General features: G+C 51.5%; 16 protein-coding genes. 2 read left to right on the forward strand and 14 right to left on the reverse strand.

Annotated features, from left to right (window positions below; all coding sequences use genetic code 11):
• Positions 1–8: 8 nt before the first annotated feature.
• From K334_RS0107615 to K334_RS0107675, 13 genes are all read right to left on the reverse strand, one after another.
• The gene (locus K334_RS0107615; RefSeq protein WP_025880083.1) at positions 9–3,461 is read right to left on the reverse strand and encodes a SusC/RagA family TonB-linked outer membrane protein; all 3,453 of its coding nucleotides are present in this window, start codon (positions 3,459–3,461) and stop codon (positions 9–11) included.
• Positions 3,462–3,591: 130 nt separating this feature from the next.
• A complete protein-coding gene (locus tag K334_RS14205) occupies positions 3,592–4,623 on the reverse strand; it encodes a FecR family protein (RefSeq protein ID WP_051218695.1) in 1,032 nt (343 codons plus the stop codon).
• A 44-nt stretch (positions 4,624–4,667) separates the two neighbouring features.
• Positions 4,668–5,183, reverse strand: coding sequence for an RNA polymerase sigma factor (locus K334_RS0107625; protein ID WP_025880087.1), 516 nt, complete (start codon positions 5,181–5,183; stop codon positions 4,668–4,670).
• Between the two features lie 145 nt (positions 5,184–5,328).
• The gene (locus K334_RS0107630) at positions 5,329–6,426 is read right to left on the reverse strand and encodes a DegT/DnrJ/EryC1/StrS family aminotransferase (RefSeq protein WP_025880090.1); all 1,098 of its coding nucleotides are present in this window, start codon (positions 6,424–6,426) and stop codon (positions 5,329–5,331) included.
• Entirely contained in the window at positions 6,423–7,361 is a 939-nt protein-coding gene (locus K334_RS0107635) for a GNAT family N-acetyltransferase (RefSeq protein ID WP_025880092.1), read from the reverse strand. Before K334_RS0107635 ends, K334_RS0107630 begins: the two co-directional genes overlap by 4 nt.
• Positions 7,349–7,762, reverse strand: a complete 414-nt coding sequence (locus tag K334_RS0107640) for a sugar 3,4-ketoisomerase (RefSeq protein ID WP_021590736.1) — start codon at positions 7,760–7,762, stop codon at positions 7,349–7,351. Before K334_RS0107640 ends, K334_RS0107635 begins: the two co-directional genes overlap by 13 nt.
• Positions 7,763–7,783: 21 nt before the next feature.
• Complete coding sequence (gene purT, locus K334_RS0107645; RefSeq protein ID WP_025880093.1) at positions 7,784–8,947, reverse strand: formate-dependent phosphoribosylglycinamide formyltransferase; 1,164 nt, start codon at positions 8,945–8,947, stop codon at positions 7,784–7,786.
• Positions 8,948–8,975: 28 nt separating this feature from the next.
• Positions 8,976–10,124, reverse strand: a complete 1,149-nt coding sequence (gene rfbB / locus K334_RS0107650) for a dTDP-glucose 4,6-dehydratase (RefSeq protein ID WP_025880095.1) — start codon at positions 10,122–10,124, stop codon at positions 8,976–8,978.
• A gap of 45 nt (positions 10,125–10,169) precedes the next feature.
• Positions 10,170–10,670 carry a metallophosphoesterase family protein gene (locus K334_RS0107655; RefSeq protein WP_025880096.1) on the reverse strand — a complete coding sequence of 167 codons (501 nt, stop codon included), beginning with the start codon at positions 10,668–10,670 and terminating at the stop codon, positions 10,170–10,172.
• Positions 10,667–11,302, reverse strand: a complete 636-nt coding sequence (locus tag K334_RS0107660; protein WP_025880097.1) for a cytidylate kinase-like family protein — start codon at positions 11,300–11,302, stop codon at positions 10,667–10,669. The genes K334_RS0107655 and K334_RS0107660 overlap by 4 nt, the downstream gene beginning before the upstream one ends.
• Positions 11,299–12,666: an MATE family efflux transporter gene (locus K334_RS0107665; protein WP_025880098.1), complete on the reverse strand. Its 1,368-nt coding sequence runs from the start codon at positions 12,664–12,666 to the stop codon at positions 11,299–11,301. The genes K334_RS0107660 and K334_RS0107665 overlap by 4 nt, the downstream gene beginning before the upstream one ends.
• A gap of 554 nt (positions 12,667–13,220) precedes the next feature.
• Positions 13,221–15,269, reverse strand: coding sequence for a TonB-dependent receptor (locus K334_RS0107670; protein WP_154655574.1), 2,049 nt, complete (start codon positions 15,267–15,269; stop codon positions 13,221–13,223).
• Positions 15,270–15,475: 206 nt separating this feature from the next.
• The gene (locus K334_RS0107675; protein ID WP_027444777.1) at positions 15,476–17,158 is read right to left on the reverse strand and encodes a LuxR C-terminal-related transcriptional regulator; all 1,683 of its coding nucleotides are present in this window, start codon (positions 17,156–17,158) and stop codon (positions 15,476–15,478) included.
• A gap of 193 nt (positions 17,159–17,351) precedes the next feature.
• Between K334_RS0107675 and K334_RS0107680 the strand changes: the two genes are divergently transcribed.
• Together K334_RS0107680 and K334_RS0107685 are read left to right on the forward strand one after the other, a co-directional pair.
• The gene (locus K334_RS0107680; protein ID WP_025880100.1) at positions 17,352–18,377 is read left to right on the forward strand and encodes an NAD-dependent epimerase/dehydratase family protein; all 1,026 of its coding nucleotides are present in this window, start codon (positions 17,352–17,354) and stop codon (positions 18,375–18,377) included.
• A gap of 91 nt (positions 18,378–18,468) precedes the next feature.
• The gene (locus K334_RS0107685) at positions 18,469–19,560 is read left to right on the forward strand and encodes a metallophosphoesterase (protein ID WP_027444778.1); all 1,092 of its coding nucleotides are present in this window, start codon (positions 18,469–18,471) and stop codon (positions 19,558–19,560) included.
• A gap of 134 nt (positions 19,561–19,694) precedes the next feature.
• Here K334_RS0107685 and K334_RS15165 read toward each other — a convergent pair.
• Positions 19,695–20,063 (reverse strand): hypothetical protein (locus tag K334_RS15165; protein ID WP_211225441.1); only part of this gene is annotated, 369 nt, incomplete at its 5' end.

Genomic DNA, 20,063 nt, shown 5'->3' on the forward strand with positions numbered 1-20,063 from the left:
GTAAGATTTTAGAAACTAAAGGAAAGACCAATATAAAACTCTGGATTCATCGGAAGCACCGTATAGCCGGCATTGGAAGAAGCTCCCATTCTACCGGTCATATTGTTTTCATAGGTTTCAGGATCGATGTCGCAATCAGAAGCAGTAATTCTAAACAGATTGCGTGCCTGCAGATATATGCGCGCATCTGATATTCCTATGTGGTAAATAAGATCAGAAGGAAAGTTATATGTCAATGTGATGTCTCTAAGCTTCACATAACTTGCATTCCCAATATTCACATCACAGAACGGGAAATAAAAAGTATCCATGCTCCAGCTCTTCAGTACCGGATAGATAGTATGATTCTCATCTCCCGGTTTTTGCCATCTCTCTGGGAAATGTCTATTCAGATAGTTTGCGCCATGAAATACGTCTTTGCGATATTTGTGTCCAAACTTGCCAATGAACATGAAAGAAAGGTTGAAATTGCGATATGCAAAGTTATTTGTAAGAGACATCTCTGCCTTTGGAACCGTCGTTCCGAGGTAATGGATATCATCAACAGTCACCGCTGAAGCCAATTTTTTGGATCCGTCTGGTGCGTAAACCATTGATTCTCCCTTATTGTTCAATCCGGCAAACTGATACCCGAACAGGCTGTACATGGGATATCCCTCGGCATGAATAGGATTCGTCCAGGCCCAAGCAGTAGGATAAAGTCGGGAGACATTATATTTTTTTACTTTGCTGTGATTAAATGAGATATTGTAAACCACATTCCATTTCAAGTATTTATTACTGATGGGTGTTCCGTGGATGGATAGTTCGTAACCGTTATTATCAATGGCACCGACGTTCTTGTTCATCTTCAAAGCGCCGGTAGTAGGGTCGGTTGCATCGTTAGCTAGCAAGTCCGTACTTTTTTTCAGATAATAGTCGAAAGTAATTCCTAATCGATTATCAAGTAAATCCAAGTCGAATCCTACATTCGTCGTTGCCGTTTTCTCCCACCGGAGCTGATTGTTAGGAAACGACGCAATACCATATGATATACCTTCTGTATCACTGCTATAGTTTCCTGTAGATAAAATCAAGTCTGGGCCTTCTGTTAATGAAATGTTTCCATTGATTCCATAAGAAGCGCGGAGATTCATTCTGTTAATCCAAGGGATATTAAAGAAAGCCTCGTTCTTAATCTTCCATGTGCCTCCGACAGACCAAATAGGTTTATGCCGATATTTGGGGTCAGTCCCGAAAAAGTTAGTAAGGTCTTCACGGACACTTCCACTGACCAGATAACGGTTATCATATTCGTACGAACCATTGAAATACCAGGATACGAAACGACGGTCTGCATACCCATAAGAACCATAATTCACATAATAAGCTATTGGTATCACGGGATAAATCATATCCTGCGTGTAACTGTTGCCCTTGAAATCTTTAATATTGATAGGTGTATACGTACCGGCTATTTGATTGTATCCCAGTCGCGTTTCGTACTGGTTATTGTCACTGGTGATTCTTCTGATTTCATTGCCGGCCAGCGCATTGACATGATGTTTGCCAAAATCGTGTGTATAGTTGATTTGTGTGCGAAGTGTCCAGTTCTCATTCGTATAGCGCGTTTCATTAATCATGTCACCATTGGGCACATAATGATGGGATGGCGTATTAATGGATGTACTGTTGTTATAGGATAACCGCATCATGTAGCAGTCCTCTTCATAGATGCTCTTTTCGATAATATTGCAGCGAGACCAGTTTCCTCCGACTTCAGCCGAAAGTCCGCTTGCAATGTTAAACTTCAGAAAACTACTGAACTGCATAGTAAATTTTTGGGTTGTATTGTAACTGTCGTAGGCTTCCTGAATGGGGTTGTAATCGGTATTCTTTAATCCGCTATATTTCTTGTACAGTTCATCTACAGCATAGCTCGTAGAGTGGAGTTTGGTCAAATTGCCGTTCTCGTCTACCACTCTCTCATAAGGGCGGAAGAATTGGGTCATTCCGGTAACAAGATCCCAGTTTGCTATCGGTGACCGAGAACGTGAATAATTGATACCTGTAGTAAATCCGATTTTTAGGAATTTGTATGGATTCCACTCATTCTTAAGATTAATCAGTATCCGATTGTCATGTGTATTGATAAATGAAGAACGGTTGTTCATGTAATTCAAAGCCAGATTATAGCGGTTTATTTCATTTCCACCACTGAGTCGGAGATTATGTGTCTGTGTAAAAGCAGTACGGAACATATTTTTTTCAACATCCTTCAGTCCATTGATCTGGCGCAGTTCGTTGATTTGTCTGTTGAACTCTTCATCATTCATCAGTCCTGCTCTCCGCATCGTGAGCATTTTGATGACTGGACTCTGGTAAACCGATTTGTTCGCGAGAGAATATGTCGTACTCGTTGGTAAAAGGTCATAAAGTGCCAATTCGGCGTCTATGAAATCAGAAGTAGACACCTGCTGTAGATAGTCTAGATTGGGTTTGGTCTCAAAGCGGAATGATCCTTTGTAGTTGAGCATAGCCTTCCCGCGCTTGTCCAATTTGGTTGTGACAACAATAACACCGTTGGCAGCGCGCGAACCATAGATGGAAGCCGCAACACCATCTTTTAGCACGGTGATGTTCTCAATATTATCAGGGTTGAGATCGTTTAACAAAAGTTCGGTCGGATAGCCGTCGACAACAATCAGCGGATTGGATTCGGCAATAAGGGTGGAAATGCCTCGAATTGAAATATTACCGTTTTTGTCAAGCACCACACCTGCTATTTGTCCCTCTATGATATTCTTTAAATTGGCGTTAAGTTTTGAGTCTAGTTGCTGGGAAGTCATTGTCCCAAAGGCACCTGTAGCCCGCTCGCGTGAAATTGTCTGATAACCGGTTACGATAACGTCACTAAACGTGTTTAATTCATCATGAAGAATAATGATATTCTTTGATGAGGGCGCTTTGCGTTCAAGCGTTTTCTTTCCGATATACGAGAACGATAACGTTTGGTCAGGTGCCACTCCTGACAGCATGTAATTGCCATTAGCATCGGTAACAGTGGCGTTCGAGGAGCCTACAACCATCACTGTGACGCCGACGAGCGGTTCTCCGTCGGCGTCAAGAACTTTTCCGCTGACGGTGTTGAGCTGTTTGGATGAAGGCGTTTGATTGGTCTTACGAATCTGGATAAATTCGTTGTTCACAGAAAAAATGAAAGGCAGTCCATTGAGAATAGCCTTGACGGCATCAGGAGCAGTTGTTCCTTTGATAGTTGTCGTAATAATATACTTACTCACTTCATCATAGGAATAATTAATCTTGTAGTACTCCGATTGCACTTCAACCTGGCGTAAAGCCGCAGGAAGGGGAATTTTGTTAAGTGTCAGTGAGATTTTCTTTCCTTGTGCATTTGTTTTCATGGCTACTAGAGATAGGAGTAAACTCAAGATAACCATGAGGAATTGGGTCTTTCTCATAACTTATACATTTTGCATGGTTGATATTTGTAAAAGGCAGTTCCATCGGGAACATATTATATAAGTAATACTGAGAAAAAAGAAAACAGGTACAATATAAAGAATAAAATCAGTATTTTCGATTATTTCTCTATCTGATGACTACAGTTCCATGTTCCTGTTCGATATGTACCACCCCCAACTCATTCATATTTTTAATAACTTCTTTCAAACTGTCTTTCCGTTTTGCAACAAAGTGCAGGCGTATTTTCATTTCCTCTGGGTCATCAAACATGATATTGACATTGTACCATCTACCTAATTCTTGCATAATCTCAAATAGAGACTGGTTGTCGAAATAAAAGAAGCCATTGCATCTTTGGATGTATGAATAAGTGTCAACTTCTGTTACTGTTAAACTTCCATTGCGCTTCCAGCGTGCCATTTCACCAGGTTTGATAGTTCGAGACTCTTTCCCGACATCTATTGTTACACTCCCGTCAATCAGTACTAAGTTCGCATTTTCAGCAGAGTAAGCACGCAGATTGAACGTTGTACCATGTACGATTGTCGTAAAAAAGTTGGTTCTCACTTCAAACTGGCGTCGGCGTTCTTTAGCGATTTCAAAATAGGCTTCACCTTGTAATGTCACGATTCGTTTGTTTTTCGGGAATGTCTTTGGAAAAATGAGCTTACTGTCTGCGTTCATCCACACTTTCGTTCCATCCGGAAGAATAGCTTGGCTATCTTTCCCTCGTGGGGTAATCAATGTCAACATTTGGGCAGAGCTCTCGGTTGCGGATTGCCGGAACGACACGACAGGATTCTTGATGATTCTTTTATCGCCATTACCTACATCCAATATCACATCCTTTGCCGTCGGAGTTGCGCTAAATACGACCGGAGTTGTTTGTTTGGGTGCATGTGTCAGAAAGAAAAATGCCAGCAAGACTGCCGCAGAGGCTGCTATTCCCAAAAGAGAGCGCCACACGATCGTATTCCGAAACATCTTCTGGTTTGCACCCGTATCAATTTCTATATCCTGACAAAGGCGTTCCCACTCAGATGCAACATCAGGCATTGGCGCGTATTCACGTAGCACTGCACTTCGAAGCTCCAGTATTTCCTGACCTATTTGTTCAGTACGCTCCGTCTTATCCATATCTTCAGTAGGCTCTACCATATCTTTATTCCTTTATATATAACAGACTTTTTGGTTTTCAGGTATTATTTTTTAGTGTTTTTAGCATTGCATACTTTTCTCAATCGTGCGAAAGCCCTTGTCAGTATTTTACTCACACCATCTACAGAGATTCCCAGAAGAGCGGCTATTTCTTTGTATGACCGGTCGTTAAAATATTTTTCATACAATACGTAGCGCGTTCGACTTGACATTTTCTTAATTTCTGTCTGTATGAGTTGAATCCGCTGTTCTTTCTCTTGCCAGTCTTCGTCATCTATTTCACAGAAGAGCAAAGGATATTCCTTTGACATTTTACGGATATGGTCCTTTTGTCTCAGATGGTCAATACACTTGTTTCTCACGCTCGAATATAAATAAGAATCAATCTTCTTCCTATCTATTTTCGAGTGCCTGTTCCATACTGCAGCAAACACTTCGCTTACAATATCTCTGCATTCGTCCCCATCCTTTAGATAATCGAATGCGAAATAATAAAGCTGCTTATATTTCTCAACAAATAGCGTTTTAAAATCTCTCTCATGGAGGATATTAAGCATCATATATTTTGGCGTAGCTTTATCGTATTATATTTGAGGGCGAGAACTCATCGATAGCTGGTAATGTTTCCATGTATCCGCTTCCTAATCGTCATAGGGGTGCCTACAGGTTCTTTTTTCTGTTTTCAATGAAATATAAGCTGTTTATCTAAAAGCGGTTGAGGGCTTCGACGATGTATTCCACCTCATTGTCGGTCAGCGTCGGGTTGCAGGGAATGCTGAGTTCGGTGCGTGCCAGTTTCTCGGTGATGGGGAAGGGCAGCTTGTTCCAGCCTTTGTAGCAGCGTTGGCGATGGGGCGCGACGGGGTAGTGGAGGGCCGTTCCGACGCCGTTGTCGTGCAAGTGCTGTTGCAGGGCGTCGCGGCGGTCGCAGAAGACGGGGAAGATGTGATGCACATTGTCGGCTATCGGGTCGAATGAAAGTGAGATGGCGGGATTGTTGAGGTTGGCGACGATGTAGTCGGCAATGGCTTTTCGGCGTTGGTTCTCTTGGTCAAGATATTTCAATTTCACGCCCAGCACGGCGGCTTGAAGCTCGTCGATGCGGCTGTTGCGGCCCTTGCGCGCATGGAAATGTTTGCGTTCCGAACCGTAATTGCCCAGCGAGCGGACTGTTGCGCCCAACTCGTCGTCGTCCGTGGTCACGGCTCCCGCGTCGCCCAAGGCCCCCAAGTTCTTCGTCGGATAGAAGCTGTGGCCGGCCGCATGGCCCAGATGACCGGTCTTCCGTTGGTCGTAGGTGCAGCCGGCGGCCTGCGCGTTGTCTTCAATCAGCAGCAGATGATGGCGCCGGCAGGCCTCGGCGATGGCTTTGTTCATGGCACATCGTCCGTAGAGATGCACCAGCAGGACGGCCCGGGTCTTGCTTGTGACGGCCCGATTCATGAGATAGTCGTCCAGTTGGAGTGAGGAATAATACGGTTCCACCAGCACGGGCTTCAGCCCGTTCTCGGTGATGGCGAGGATGGAAGCTATGTAGGTGTTGGCCGGCACAATCACTTCGTCGCCTTCCTTCAGCCGTCCCATCTCCTTGTAGGCCCGGAAGATGAGCGTCAACGCGTCGAGTCCGTTGCCGCAACCGATGCAATGGCGGGTGCCGATGTAGCCGGCATAGGCCGTCTCGAAGGCTTTTGTGGCCTCACCTTGCAGATACCGTCCGCCGGCGATGACCCGATTGGCTGCTTCCTGAATCTCTTCCAGGTGCAGTTCGGTGATTTTCTTCAGTGCAAGATAGTCTATTTTCATAAGTTCCATTCGTACCAATCCCAGCATAAACCACGTGCGCCGTAGCCTTCTTTCTGGAAGATGAGCTTCTCGTTCAAGTACAATCCCCGGTTCTCCGTGGAGCGACCGAAGTCGAAATAGCGGCATTCGGCAAGTTGCTCGGGGATGATTTGACTGTATATTTTGTCGATGGCACCCCATTGTTTGCCCTTTTCGTTGGCCGAACTGTACTGCGCGTGTGCCACCTGCGGTGTGAGATAGAGCACCACGCCGCCCAGCAATTTGTCGTCGGCCGTGGCCGTATAGAGTTTGATATGGTCGGGGAATCGGCTGTGGAGCAGGTTGATTTCGGCCAAATCATGCACCGGCAGCACGCCATACTTGCCGCGGAGATTCTCCGTCAGAATGTCCCAAAAGCCCGCGAAGTCGTTCGTTTGCCGCACGACAACGCCCTGTTCATCGGCCCGACCGACCGCTCTGCGGCGTATGCGCTGCCACCGCTGTTCACTTCCATGGGTGATGACCGAGCCGAAGTCGCGGGCGGCGAGGCGTGCCCGACAGGTTCTGAAGATGGCATAGAGGTCTTCTTCGGCCGCCATTCGGTGATAAATCCAGGGTATGCACTTGTAGACCACCTTCTCAAAACCTTGCGCCCGCAGCCAGGCGTTCAGTTCTTCAAAGAGCCTGACGGTGTTGGCGGCCGTGGCCTGGGCGTCCATGACGAGTCCGCCGTAGGTCAATCCCGCGTGTGACAGCAAGGTGTTGCCTTCCCGATTGGCGGGCAGGAGCGCGCAAGGGCGGCCCTTGAGGTAGAAGAGAAGAGAGAAGTCGGCGAACCGCTGTCGGTGGTATTCCATGTAGTTGCGGTCGAAGAGGAACGTACCGTTCTTCGACCGGGCCACGAAAAGGTTCCAGTCGTCCCGCAACTCGGCTGTATATTTCCTTATTTCGAACATTTCAGGTAAGTCAGAAACGCTTCATAATCCCGTATGTAGTCTTCCTCCTCAAACTCGTCGGAGGCCAGCGACAGGCAGACGGCGCCGCTGGAGAAGTCTTCCAACGTGCGCCATATCCCTGTGTTGATGAGCAATGCCTGGTAGGGATGGTTCATGTGGTAGGTCCGACGCTCCTTGCCGTTGTCCAGAACGACGTCGAAGCTGCCGCTCACGGCTATCACCACCGAGCGGCAATGCCTGTGGGCGTGACCTCCTCGGCTCTCTCCCGCAGGTACGTCGTAGGTCCAATACACTCTCTTGATTTCAAAAGGAATGTGTCGCAGCTGCTCCGCCACCGTCAGATTGCCCCGCGGGTCGGTGATCCGGGGCAACGTGATGATTTCTCCCAATGGGCTTGTCATGAGTTGAAAATGCGATTTTGATTAATCGGGAATGATGGTTTCGGCCACGCGCTTGGCTTTGTCGCGCAGCAGGTCGATGTCGTCGCCCACCTCGCCGTAGCACAACACCACGCCCATGCGGCGGCCCACGTGCTGTACGGGCTTGCCGAATACGCGCACGCGGGTGCGGTCTTCCTTCAGAGCCTCTGTGAGTCGGTAGTCCGGTTCATGGTCGGCTTCCTCCTTGGCCAGCACCACGGCGCTGCAACCACAGTGCTCCAGGTGGATGGCGGGGATGGGCCAGCCCATGGCGGCACGCAGATGAAGTTCGAACTCGCTCAGGTTGGTGGTGTGACCGAGTGTCACCATGCCCGTGTCGTGGGGCCTTGGACTGAGTTCGGAGAAGATGACTTCCCCCTGTTTGGTCATGAAGAACTCCACACCCCATAAGCCGTAGCCCGTCAATGCCTTCGTTACTTCGGCGGCCATGTGCTGCGCTTGTTTCAACGCGTCGTCCGAAATGCGATACGGTTGCCAGCTTTCGCGGTAGTCGCCGCCCTTCTGTATGTGGCCGATGGGTGGGCAGAAGAGCGTCGGGCCATCCTTCTGGGTGACCGTGAGCAGCGTAAATTCGGAATCAAAGTCGATGAACTCCTCGATAATCACTTCCTTCACGTCGCCGCGGCCTTCCTCCATGGCCTCGTGGAAGGCCGCCTCCAGTTCGTCGTCGTTGTGTACGTAGCTCTGTCCGTGGCCGCTCGAACTCATCAGGGGCTTCACCACACAGGGGAAACCGATGGCGTCTGCCGCCGTCTTGAACTCGTCGAAGGTCTTCGCGTAGTAGTATTTGGCGGTGCGCAAGCCCAGTTCCCGCGAGGCCAAATCACGGATGGCGCGGCGATTCATGGTGTAGTTGACGGCCCGTGCCGAAGGAACCACCTGGATACCTTGCAGCTCGAAGTCGAACAAACGCTCGGTACGGATGGCCTCTATCTCGGGAACGATGATATCGGGGCGGTGCTTCCTGACCGCAGCCGTGAGCGCGTCGCCGTCGAGCATGCTGAAAATCTCATGCTCGTCGGCCACCTGCATGGCCGGCGCGTTGTCGTATTTGTCGCACGCCACCACGTAGAGACCGGCCCGTTTGGCGGCTATCGTAAACTCCTTGCCCAGTTCCCCCGAGCCCAGTAACATGATTTTCTTCATTTTTCCTTGTTTGTAGTCCTGCTGTTCGTTATCTGTTGCCATACATCTGGGCGTAATATTTCTGATATTCGCCACTCGTCACCTCTCTGATCCAGTCCTGGTGGTCGAGATTCCACTTGATGGTCTTCACGATACCGTCGGCAAACCTCGTTTCAGGAGCCCAGCCCAGTTCGTCCTTTATCTTCGTGGGGTCGATGGCATAGCGCATGTCGTGGCCCAGCCGGTCGGCCACATAGGTGATGAGGTCGTCGTTGATCCAACTGATGTCGATGTCTCCGTTGGCGTCCTTCACCTGTTTTTTCAGGACGCGTCGCAAGCTCTTGTCGGCCTGCATCATGTCGTGGACGGTCTTGATGGTGAGCTTCACGATGTCGATGTTGGTCATTTCGTTGTGTCCTCCCACATTATATACCTCGCCCTCGCGGCCCTCGCGCACCACCAGGTCTATGGCCTTGCAGTGGTCTTCCACGTAGAGCCAGTCGCGCACGTTGAGTCCCTGTCCGTAGACGGGCAGCGGTTTGCCCTCCAGGATGTTGTTGATGATGAGCGGAATGAGCTTCTCGGGGAAGTGGTAAGGCCCGTAGTTGTTGGAGCAACGGGTGATGGTGACGGGCATGTGGTAGGTGTCGTGATAGGCCATGACAAAGAGGTCGGCGCTCGTCTTGCTGGCACTGTAGGGACTGTGCGGGCACAGCGGTGTCCGTTCGGTGAAGAACCCCTCCGCCCCCAGGCTGCCGTAGACTTCGTCAGTGGACACCTGGTGGTAGCGTTTGCCCGCTTTCCAGACGGGATAGCCCTGTGCGTCCTTGCCGGTGACCCACGCCTGGCGGGCCGCGTCGAGCAAATTCTGCGTGCCCAGGATGTTGACACTCAGGAAAAGCTGCGGGTCTTCAATGCTGCGGTCTACATGGCTCTCGGCCGCAAAGTTGACAACATAGTCTATGTCGTGCTTGGCAAAGAGGCTGTCGACCAGCTTCCGGTCGCGGATGTCGCCTTTCACGAAGACGCAACGCTCGCCGTCGATGTCCTCCTTGATGGTTCCCAAGTTGCCGGCGTAGGTCAGCGCGTCGAGAACAACCACCCGGATGTCCTCATTCCGATACTTTCCGTGCAACAGATACTTGATGAAATTGGCGCCGATGAAACCGGCGGCACCCGTTACCAAATAGGTCTTCATATATAATAATGTGGGTTTGAAGTTTATAATGGTGAAAGATTCAGTTTAATTCCGGCTCCCCAGGGTGATGACTTCGCAGTCGGCGAACTTGCTGCCGTCGATGGTGAGCCTCACGAGGGTGCGCTCCCGGTGCCAGCCTTGCAGTCCCGCCGCTCCCGGGTTGATGTGCAGCAGGTTCAACCGCTTGTCGGGCATGATCTTGAGGATGTGCGAATGCCCCGAAACGAACAGGTCGGGCGGCGAGGCGAACAGCCTGTTGATGACGGAGCGGTCGTACTTGCCCGGATAGCCGCCGATGTGTTTCATCATCACGTCCACGTCCTCACACTTGAATCGCAGCACTTCGGGATAGCGTGCGCGCAGGTCGTAGCCGTCGCAGTTGCCATAGACGGCGCGGAACGTGGGCCGCATGACCTCGAACCGGTCGGCCAGTTCCGCCGAACCGATGTCGCCCGCGTGCCAAATCTCGTCGCAACCGTCCAGATAGGTGACGTATTTGTCATCCCAATAGGCGTGCGTGTCGCTGATGATACCTATCTTCTTCATTTGTCGAGGGGTGTTTGGAAGCGGCGGCGAACGAAGTCTTCGACCATTGCCACCGTGCCTTCCAGCCCCAACAGGCTGGAGTTGACGCAGAGGTCGTAGCTCGATGCGTGCCCCCATTTCTTGCCCGTGTAGTAGTTGTAGTAGGCCGCACGGCTCTCTTCCTTGTCTTCTATGAATTTGCGGGCAGCCTCCTCGCTCAACCGCAGGCGCTCGCCGACACGCCGCAGCCTATCCTTCAGGTCGGCGGTGATGAAGATGTTGACCACGTTCCGGTAGTCGCGCAGGATGTAATCGGCCGTTCTGCCCACGAAAACGCAGTCTGACCGTTCGGCCGTCTTGCGTATGGCGTCGCTCTGAAACTGGTAAAGACTCTCCTGGGAGAAGTCGTTTCGGTAGAAATTGTTCTCTCCCAAGAGCGGCACATGCACGTGGAAGAGCGAGCGCAGGAATCCTTTCCGCTCGTCGTTCTGCTCGAAGAACCTTTCACAGAAGCCGCTTTCCTTGGCTGCCAGATTCAGAATCTCCTTGTCGTAGAAAGCAAAGCCCAGATTCCGGGCCAGCTCCTTGGCTATCAGCAGGCCGCCACTGCCAATCTGTCGGCCGATGTTGATGATGTGTGTCTCGTTGTTCATGGGCGCGAAGGGTTGTATGTTTGGTTGAACTTTCTCATGTATATCGTCATGATGGTGGCCGCCACGACGGCCGCCGTCAGGTCGGAGGCGGGTAGGGCGTACCATACGCCGTTGACACCCCAGAGCTCCGGCAGGATGGCCAGGAGCGGAAGGAGGAACAACAGCTGGCGCGAGAGGCTCAGGAATATGCTTATTTTCACCTTGCCGATACATTGGAAGAAGTTGGTGATGACCATCTGGGCGCCTATTACGGGGAACATGACCATGTTGATGCGGATGGCCGGGATGGCAAGGGCGATGAGTTCGGCGTCGCCGGTGAACATACGGGCGAAATAGTAGGGCAGGAACATGGCCACGAGCCAGCCTATCGTCATGATGACGGTGGCGTAGACAATGCTGAGTTTCAGCACTTGCAGCATGCGGTCGATGTGCTGCGCGCCGTAGTTGTAGCCGGCGATGGGCTGCATTCCCTGGTTGATACCCATCACAAACATGATGAATACCGTGGCAATGCCGTTGCTGATGCCGTAGGCTCCCACCGCCATGTCGCCGCCATACTTCACGAATTGGTTATTCATGAAGATGACAATGATGCAGGCGCACACGTTCATGAGGAAGGGAGAGATACCGATTCCGACGATGTTTTTCACCAGATTGGCCTTCAACCGATAGATTCCGCGCTTCAGATGGAGCAGCTCCTGCTGGTTGTTGAACAGCTTCAACTGCCACAGGAGGGCCAGAAACTGCGAGATGATGGTGGCGAAGGCGGCGCCGCGAATGCCCCAGTGCCACCACCAGATGAACACCACGTCGAGCAGGATGTTGCACGCCACGGTGAACATGGTGGCGTACATGGCCTGGCGGGGCTTGCTGGCCGCGCGCAACACGGCGTTCATGCCGAAGTACATGTGCGTGAAGACGTTGCCCAGAAGGATGATTTGCATGAAGTCGCGGGCGTATGGCAGCGTCTGGTCGCTGGCGCCGAAGAACCGGAGGATGGGATCGAGAAACACGAGACACGTGAATCCCAGCGCAAGACCTACGATGAGATTGAGCGTCACGGTGTTGCCCAGAATGTTTTCGGCCGTGGCGTAGTCCTTCTGGCCCAGCTTCACGGAGATGGCCGTCGAGGCCCCAATGCCCACGGCGGCCCCGAACGCGCCCGAAAGGTTCATGAATGGGAAGGTGATGGCCAGTCCCGAGATGGCCATGGGGCCTACCACCTGTCCGATGAACACCCGGTCGATGATGTTGTAGAGCGACGAAGCCGTCATGGCGATGATGGCCGGCATGGCATATTGCCTCAACAACGGGCCTATGGGCTTGGTGCCCAGTTCGAGTGTCGCTTGCTTGTTGTTGTCCATAATCTTGTCTTTTGCTGCGGCGGGTGGGCTGCGTGGCGGTGTCGGCAAGCCTTTGCAAGTGCAGTTGCCAACCATTCATCCCACAACCTCACACCCCCACAACCTATTTACAAAGGTAGTACAAACAGGTCAAACCACAAAGAAAACGAAAAAGAAATGCCGCATGACGGCCGTAGAAGGCCCTGTCAGAAGGCATGGAATCCGTTTGGTCGCCGCATCGCCGACCTTTCATCGTGCAAAAGCTGCCCTCTCGGAAAGCAAAAGCAGCCCTTTCAGCTTGCAAAAGCTGCCTTTTCGGAAAGCAAAAGCAGCGCGTTCAGCGTGTAAAAGCGGCCCTTTCAGCCTGTGAACGCGCTGCTTTTGCAAGCTGAAAAGGCTGCTGTTGTCTCCTCATCGCTGTGCTTTGACCGACCGAAAGCTGTCCTTTTCTCATATGAAAAGGCAGCTTTTGCGTTCTGAAAAGGCAGCTTTTGCGTTCTGAAAGGGCGGCTTTTGCAAAGTGGCTCCAAAGTCTCAATGCTTTCTTTGACAATGCCGCTCGCGTGGGCGTGGCCTTATAGGTTCAAGATTCCCTCTTCGGTGTCGCTGTTATGGGTGCGCTTGTCCCTCGCGTGATAGGCTTTGCCAAACTCGAAGTGGTAGTTCAGCCGGATGAGAAACAGGTTGCCGGATTCTTTGGCATAGGTCCAAGCGTTGTAGGGTGCGATGGCGGACAGGCGTTGCCGGCCCGTGTGGTAATTGTTGACAAAGGGAAATAGGATTCCGGCACCCAGCTGAAGTCGCTTGTGGCTCCATGTGGCCATGAGGACGGTTATGTTCTCTCCTTTGAAAACGGTCTCTCCTTTCAGATAGTCGCTGCTCTTTCGCAATTGTCCCATCAAGGCGAAGCGTTTGTATTGCATCATGAACTGTGCGTTGTAATAAACGTTTCTGTACGTATGGCTGTATGTCCGGCCCCTGCTCCAATAGCTGTTGAGGCCACATTCAAGGCTTAAAGTCGCGAAATTCTTCAGCCCGAACAGGTCAAGACCACGCAATACGACGGTCGGGGCTATGTTCAGGACTTGATAGGAACGCTGGTTGGCCTGCATGACAATCAGTCGGTTGCCTTCCACGGACAGCTCTTCCATGATGGGATGGTGGTGAAAACTGTAGTTTGCGGCCAGCATGGCTATGAATTTTCCTACGTTATAGGAGTAGTTGAAGTTGTTGTTGTACACGCTATAGGTCTTCAGGCCGGGATTGCCACGGCTGATTTGCAGGGTGTCGATGGCCTGTTCTACGGCGGTGAGCGCCGAGAGTGCCGGCAGTTGCGGGTCGGCGGAGAAACGATAGCTGAGATAACCGTTCCTATGAGGTGCCATAGACAGTTGAAGGGTGGGCGTGAATGTCGTGTAGGTGTGGCCCTCTCCGTTCTCCTTGAACCACGAACGGGTGGCACCGGTGCCGAGAACATAGTTCAGATTGCCCCATTTCCCCTTTATCTCGGCAAAGGCCGACGTGCGTGATTGCTGCATGGCCGACGTGACGGGGCTGGCTCCCGTGTACTCGTTCCGGTCGTACATCTGGTAATGGCGCAGGCCCACGCTCAGCACGAAGGGCTTGAATGACTTGTCATAGATGACCTCGCCTATCATGCTTTGCTTGCGTCCTTCCACGTCGGTGGCGATGTCGGCCAGCTGCCGGCCGCTCATGTTGTGTTCCGTATACCGACGATGGCGGGTTGAATTGATGAGCGTTCCGGTCAGATTGAGCGTTAGCGTCTGTCCATGCGGCAAGATATGTTGGAAGTATAAGTCGAGAGAAGGCGAATGGTTGCTGAAGTCCAATGCGGTATGCGCGGTCGTCTGATGGTCGAAAATACCCGTCTCGTTCTGGTGGGGAGACCGCTTGTAGTAATTGCGCAAGACCGCGTTGAACGTATAACCGTTGGGTTTTGTATAGTTGTAGGATAAGTCTACGACATGGTCATGCCAGCTGTAATGGTCGTCCATGCCCCTTTGCTCACGGTGTATCCGTGTCGTTTCGAGGAAAAACTCTTCTGTTTTATCGGTGTGGATGTGGTGGATGTCGCGGTAGTTGACGGCATAATTGATTCCCCATTGTGAATGACCAACGTTGTATTTGGCCGTCAGGGTGTTCTCGCCGAACGGGACAATGGGCGAATTGGTGGTCTGGGCATTGAACAATCCCCCTGCTTTACGGTTGCGGACGATGATGTCTATCACGCCTCCGAGGCTTTCGTCGCCGTATCGTTTCCCCGGATTCTCAATCAATTCTATACGTATGATGTCCTTGGGAAGCAGTGCCGTCACTTCCGTCTGTGTGGCTTTGATTCCATTGATGCGCATTTGGACGGCTCCTCCGTTGACGGTCAGGCTCTTGGTCATAGGCTCTACCTGCACATGAGGTATCGCCATGCGGAACATCAGCTCATAAGGGTCATAGGCATTGCGCCGTGCCTCGCTTGTCGGCACGAGCAACGTGCGGTCTGCTTTGTGGATGATGGTTTGTGCATTGACGGTGACTTCGCGTAATGTTACAGTCGTGTCGTTCTGGCTTTGTGCCTGTGTCACAGACGAAATGGCAACAAGCAAAAGCATTGTCGCTGGTCTTGAAACGTGTTTCATATACTTTGTTATTTGATGGTTTTCATCTTTTTCGTTGTTGCAAAATTAGCGTGAGCATGCGTCTTACAACGACTAAACCATCAAATAAAAAGTCTTAATACTGCTGTTGTAACTTGTTGATAATCAGAAATCAGGACAACGAGAAATCTAAATCGGCCTGTGAAAAATCTTAATGAGGGCTAAATGGAATTGACAAACTCCACAATATCCTGACCTTCCGCCATCCCCAGCTTCTTTCGGATGGCGGTCTTGCGCACATAGATGGTGGCGTTTGTCTGTTGGGTGATGACCCCTATCTCCTTGGTGGAGAAGCCTGCGCAGAGCAAACAGCATATCTGTGTTTCCTTTTCGGTGAGAATGTCGCCGAAGTTTGTTGTCAGGCGGGAGTGGAAACGATGATAGAGTTGGTCGATGATGGGGTAGAGGTCCGTCCAGACAATCAGGTCTTCGGCCGGAATCTCTCCACCGCCAATGGCGGAAATGCGTTTCAGCAAAGCCTGGTTCTGGTTGGTGGGCGTGCCGGCAACCAATCGGATGATACCCATTTGCTGCAAGAGAATCTTCTTGAAGAAAGCGTTTTCGTGATTGGTGTCGGCCATATCAGATGGCATTCCGTCCTCCTCATGCTTTGCCGTTTGCGCTTCACGTAGCATTTGCTTCAAGGTCTCGATGCTTTCTTCAGCTTCTGCCAGTCGCAGATACTTTCTTCTGTAGAGCCAGTAGGCGGCAATGCCGCCGCCGAAGAGCAGGAACAGGAGCGCAATGATGGTCAAAGCCAGATGCAGTTTGGCCTGATGCAGGGAATAGTTGGCGGCTTGCAGGCGGTTGCGCATTTCCAAACGGCGCATGGAAGTGTTCTCTTTGTCGCGCATTGCGGCCGTGACGGAATCGCAATAGCGGTTGAATCGGAGTGAGGAAACTTTTCGGCCATCGCTGAAATTGATGATGTTGCGCAGTTGTTCTATGTTGGCGCGGCGATTGAGATTGCCTTTTCCCTGCGCGTCCAGTTCGCGTTCGTTCTTCTCCGCAGCCTCCAGGCAGAGTCGGGCAGAGTCTAATTGGCGCAGGTTGATGTAGTTGTTGGCCATGCTCGCTCTGATAGCGGAGGCTCTGTTGTAGCGGGTGTCGAGCTTGCAGAGTTGCTGTAGTAGGGTGTTGGACTTGCCGTATTCCCCTTTTTCCGCCAGTGCGGCGGAATAATTGCGCATGCGTTCCGCCGCAATGTCTTCCTGTTGTGACAACCGTGCCAGCCTGATACTTTCTTCAAAATAGTGATCGGCTTGCGAATCGTTGAGCAAAGAGAGGCTGACCGCCAAGACATAAAGCAGTTCGCCACGCACGGCCTTGTCGATGGAAGACCGCTGGGCGAGTGCGTCGCGAATCGTTTTCACGGTGTTCTTGAAGTCGTTGTTGCGATAGAGAATATCTATTTTTTGTCCTACCAGCGCAATCCATTTTGCGTCATCGTGCTTTTGGCGGGCCGCTCTTATTCCGTCTTCCAATTCGCGCAGGGCTTCCGCGTCCTTGCCCGTCCATCGCAGGTAGGAAGCCTTGAGCAGATAACTGTCAAGAAGCTTTGCCGTGTCGTTGTTCCGGCGGTAATAGTCGACGGCATTGGGGATGAGACTGTCCTCTTCAAGCGACATACCCAATAGCTGGTGGGCCATGGCATGGTTCCAAGTGTAGTGCATCACCCCAGCTTCGCTCATCTGACCTACGGATTGCAGTTGGTCGAGTAGCTTCAGGGCGCTGTCGGGTTGGGTATGGAGGAGTGGGTCTGTGGCCATCAGTTTGTCGGTTTCATGGCGTGTCGTACACGCTCCCAACAAGGTCAGAACCAAGCAAAATAACAAGTGTCTCATGCTTCTTTCATGTTTGTTGTTTACAAAAATACACTATTTTGCCTAATTCTTTCACGCTTTCCATGAAAAAGTGCGTTGTAGAGAGTAGGGCGTGAATGTGTGTTTTTCACCTTCGGACATTACATTTCGTGCGCAGTTGCGCGTGTCATTCGGAATAAATGCGTACTTTTGGTGGCGAATGAAAAGGGAAATCATGAAGAAGAAAGCTTTGCTGGTTGGTGGGACAGGCACAATCAGCTCTGCCGTCACCGCGCTGTTGGCGACGAGTCCCGATTGGGAACTGACCGTGTTGAACCGAGGGTTGAGGCCGGTCGTGCTGCCGGAAGGCGTGAAGGTCATCACGGCGGACGTCGGAAAGGACGACGTAGGCAGGCTGATAGGCGGTGAGATGTATGATGTCGTGGCGGATTTCATCGCCTTCGAGCCTGAACACGTGGCGCGCGATTTTCGTTTCTTTGGCAAATCCACCCGTCAATACATATTTGTCAGTTCGGCTTCGGCTTACGCAAAACCCATGGCAAGCCATGTCCTTACGGAGGAAACCGCCTTGGGCAATCCCTATTGGGCCTACTCGCAGTGGAAGGAAGCATGCGAAACGCTGCTCCATCGCCTTGAGCGGGAAGAGGGATTCCTTGTGACGATCGTGCGCCCAAGCCACACCTACGGCGACCGCTCCGTGCCCGTGGCCATCCACGGCAGCCGCGGCAGTTGGGAGGTCGTCAGGCGGATGATGGCTGGGAAGCCTGTCGTGGTGCACGGCGACGGCTCTTCGCTCTGGACGCTCACGCACAACACAGACTTTGCACGTGCCTTCGTCGGCCTGATGGGCAACGCGGAGGCGCTGGGAGAGACGGTGCAAGTCACGGGCGACGAGCAACTCACTTGGAACGAGATTTACCAAACGATTGCCGACAGCGTGGGAGTGGCGTTCAAGCCCTGCTATGTTTCGAGCCACACCTTGTCCGCGAGCCGACAATATGACCTTCGGGGAAGTCTCTTGGGCGACAAGGCGGCGACCGTGGTCTTCGACAATGCAAGGCTCAAGCGTCTTGTGCCGGGCTTCAAGAGTGAGGTGAGCTTCAAGGAAGGCTGCCGGCGGGCGGTTGACAACATCCTCCGGCATGAAGAATTGCAGCTCGCCGACCCGGAGTTCGATGTTTGGTGTGACGGCGTCGTGGCGCTTGAGGGTGAGATGGCGCGACGCATGGCCCGGCTTTGACCGGGTAGGGCCGGTCGGGAAGGCCGTGTCTTGCCGCTTTTTGTTGAACGTGCTTGAAGTGTTCCGTTCTTTTTAAATGTAATTTTATCGTATGAATATCTTTTGGACTATCATTTTTCTGCTGCTCCCTTTTGCGGGGTGCGGCTTCGTCGCATGGCATGTATGGCTGATGTTGCCCTTTTCCAACTTGTATAAAGGTGTCGTGTTGGCAGTCATGTTGCTGTCTTTCCTTTGCATGTTCTTTAATTTTCTGGTCGGCCTCGACCGTTTGCCGACGCCGGTGGCAACCGCCTGTTACGAGGTGGGCTATTCGTCCATCTTCGTTTTGCTCTATTTGGTGTTGATATTTCTGCTGATCGACGTTTTCAGATGGGTGGGATGGTTCCCCGCGTCCTGGTTTTATGCCAGCCAGAAAGGCAGTGCGCTTGTGTTTCTGACGGTGTGCGGCATTTTTCTCGGTGCCAACCTGCACTATTATAATAAGGTGAAAATGCCGTTGGAGTTGAAGTCGGACAAGCCGTTGCAGCGTCCTGTCAAGTTTGTCATGCTGAGCGACCTGCATCTGGGCTACCATAATACGCGGGCCGACTTGGCCAAATGGGTGGAATTGATCAATGCCGAGCAGCCCGATGCGATATTGATTGGTGGCGACATTGTCGATTTCAGCGTGGTGCCGTTGCTCAAGGTCGACATGGCTGCGGAGTTCCGCAAGTTGCATGCGCCTGTCTATGCCTGCTTGGGCAATCATGATTATTATGCGGGAGAGCCCAATAGCGAAAAGTTCTACAAGGATGCGGGAATCGTTTTGTTGCGTGATTCTGTGGCGGAGTTGGCGAACGGCGTTGTCATCGTCGGCCGCGACGACCGTACCAACAAGCGGCGGAAATCTGTTGCGCAGCTCATGGAGTCCGTCGACAGGTCGAAGTATGTGATTCTGCTTGACCATCAGCCCTATCATTTAGAAGAAGCGGAGCGCGGTGGCGTGGATTTTCAGTTTAGCGGACATACCCATTATGGACAGGTGTGGCCCATTAGCTGGATTGAAGACATGATTTATGAAGACGCCTACGGTCCGTTGACGAAAGGCCGGACGCAATATTATGTGTCCAGTGGTATCGGTATTTGGGGTGGGAAGTTCCGTATCGGAACGCAGTCGGAGTATGTTGTGGCTACAGTCCGGTAGCGTTTGCCTGTCAACGCGTTGCGGCCGGTTCGCAAAAGCAGCCCTTTGAGGCGATGAAAGCAGCCCTTTGAGCCGGCAAAAGGACTGCTTTCATCGCCTCAAAGGGCTGCAATTGCAAGCATTTTGTGGGCCTTTTAAAACGAAGAAAGTAGGCGAAATGCTTGATATATGTCAATAACGGGGCGATAAAAGCATGAAAATTGAAAAATAATTGCAGAAATATTTGGAAGTAATGGGCAAATGATATAACTTTGCAAACGCTTTCGCTTAAAAACGAACAGCGACCGAGGAAGCGTTCTTTGAATGGATTTACATAAACAGATAAGTAGTACAGGAAGCAGGCGCGGGCTGGGCGCATCGGGAGTTTTGAACTCCCGCATCGTCGTCGGCCGCGCTTGGGTAGAATAGACGACCCGTCGATTGTATAGACAAGGTTTCCCAGGCTTCAGATGAAGGAACAGGCGTTCTGGACAGACAGACATCCGGGCTTCGGCCGCGGTCTT

Source organism: Segatella baroniae DSM 16972 = JCM 13447 (assembly GCF_000426585.1).
Lineage (GTDB): Bacteria > Bacteroidota > Bacteroidia > Bacteroidales > Bacteroidaceae > Prevotella > Prevotella baroniae.

Excerpts from the sequence above, each read along its gene's own strand:
- K334_RS0107615 (WP_025880083.1), bottom strand. The coding sequence starts at position 3,461 with ATGAGAAAGACCCAATTCCTCATGGTTATCTTGAGTTTACTCCTATCT.
- K334_RS0107685 (WP_027444778.1), top strand. The coding sequence starts at position 18,469 with ATGAATATCTTTTGGACTATCATTTTTCTGCTGCTCCCTTTTGCGGGG.
- K334_RS0107670 (WP_154655574.1), bottom strand. The coding sequence starts at position 15,269 with ATGCTTTTGCTTGTTGCCATTTCGTCTGTGACACAGGCACAAAGCCAG.
- K334_RS0107675 (WP_027444777.1), bottom strand. The coding sequence starts at position 17,158 with ATGAGACACTTGTTATTTTGCTTGGTTCTGACCTTGTTGGGAGCGTGT.
- K334_RS0107665 (WP_025880098.1), bottom strand. The coding sequence starts at position 12,666 with ATGGACAACAACAAGCAAGCGACACTCGAACTGGGCACCAAGCCCATA.
- rfbB (WP_025880095.1), bottom strand. The coding sequence starts at position 10,124 with ATGAAGACCTATTTGGTAACGGGTGCCGCCGGTTTCATCGGCGCCAAT.
- K334_RS0107655 (WP_025880096.1), bottom strand. The coding sequence starts at position 10,670 with ATGAAGAAGATAGGTATCATCAGCGACACGCACGCCTATTGGGATGAC.
- K334_RS0107635 (WP_025880092.1), bottom strand. The coding sequence starts at position 7,361 with ATGTTCGAAATAAGGAAATATACAGCCGAGTTGCGGGACGACTGGAAC.
- K334_RS14205 (WP_051218695.1), bottom strand. The coding sequence starts at position 4,623 with ATGGTAGAGCCTACTGAAGATATGGATAAGACGGAGCGTACTGAACAA.
- K334_RS0107630 (WP_025880090.1), bottom strand. The coding sequence starts at position 6,426 with ATGAAAATAGACTATCTTGCACTGAAGAAAATCACCGAACTGCACCTG.
- K334_RS0107640 (WP_021590736.1), bottom strand. The coding sequence starts at position 7,762 with ATGACAAGCCCATTGGGAGAAATCATCACGTTGCCCCGGATCACCGAC.
- K334_RS0107625 (WP_025880087.1), bottom strand. The coding sequence starts at position 5,183 with ATGATGCTTAATATCCTCCATGAGAGAGATTTTAAAACGCTATTTGTT.
- K334_RS0107660 (WP_025880097.1), bottom strand. The coding sequence starts at position 11,302 with ATGAACAACGAGACACACATCATCAACATCGGCCGACAGATTGGCAGT.
- K334_RS0107680 (WP_025880100.1), top strand. The coding sequence starts at position 17,352 with ATGAAGAAGAAAGCTTTGCTGGTTGGTGGGACAGGCACAATCAGCTCT.
- purT (WP_025880093.1), bottom strand. The coding sequence starts at position 8,947 with ATGAAGAAAATCATGTTACTGGGCTCGGGGGAACTGGGCAAGGAGTTT.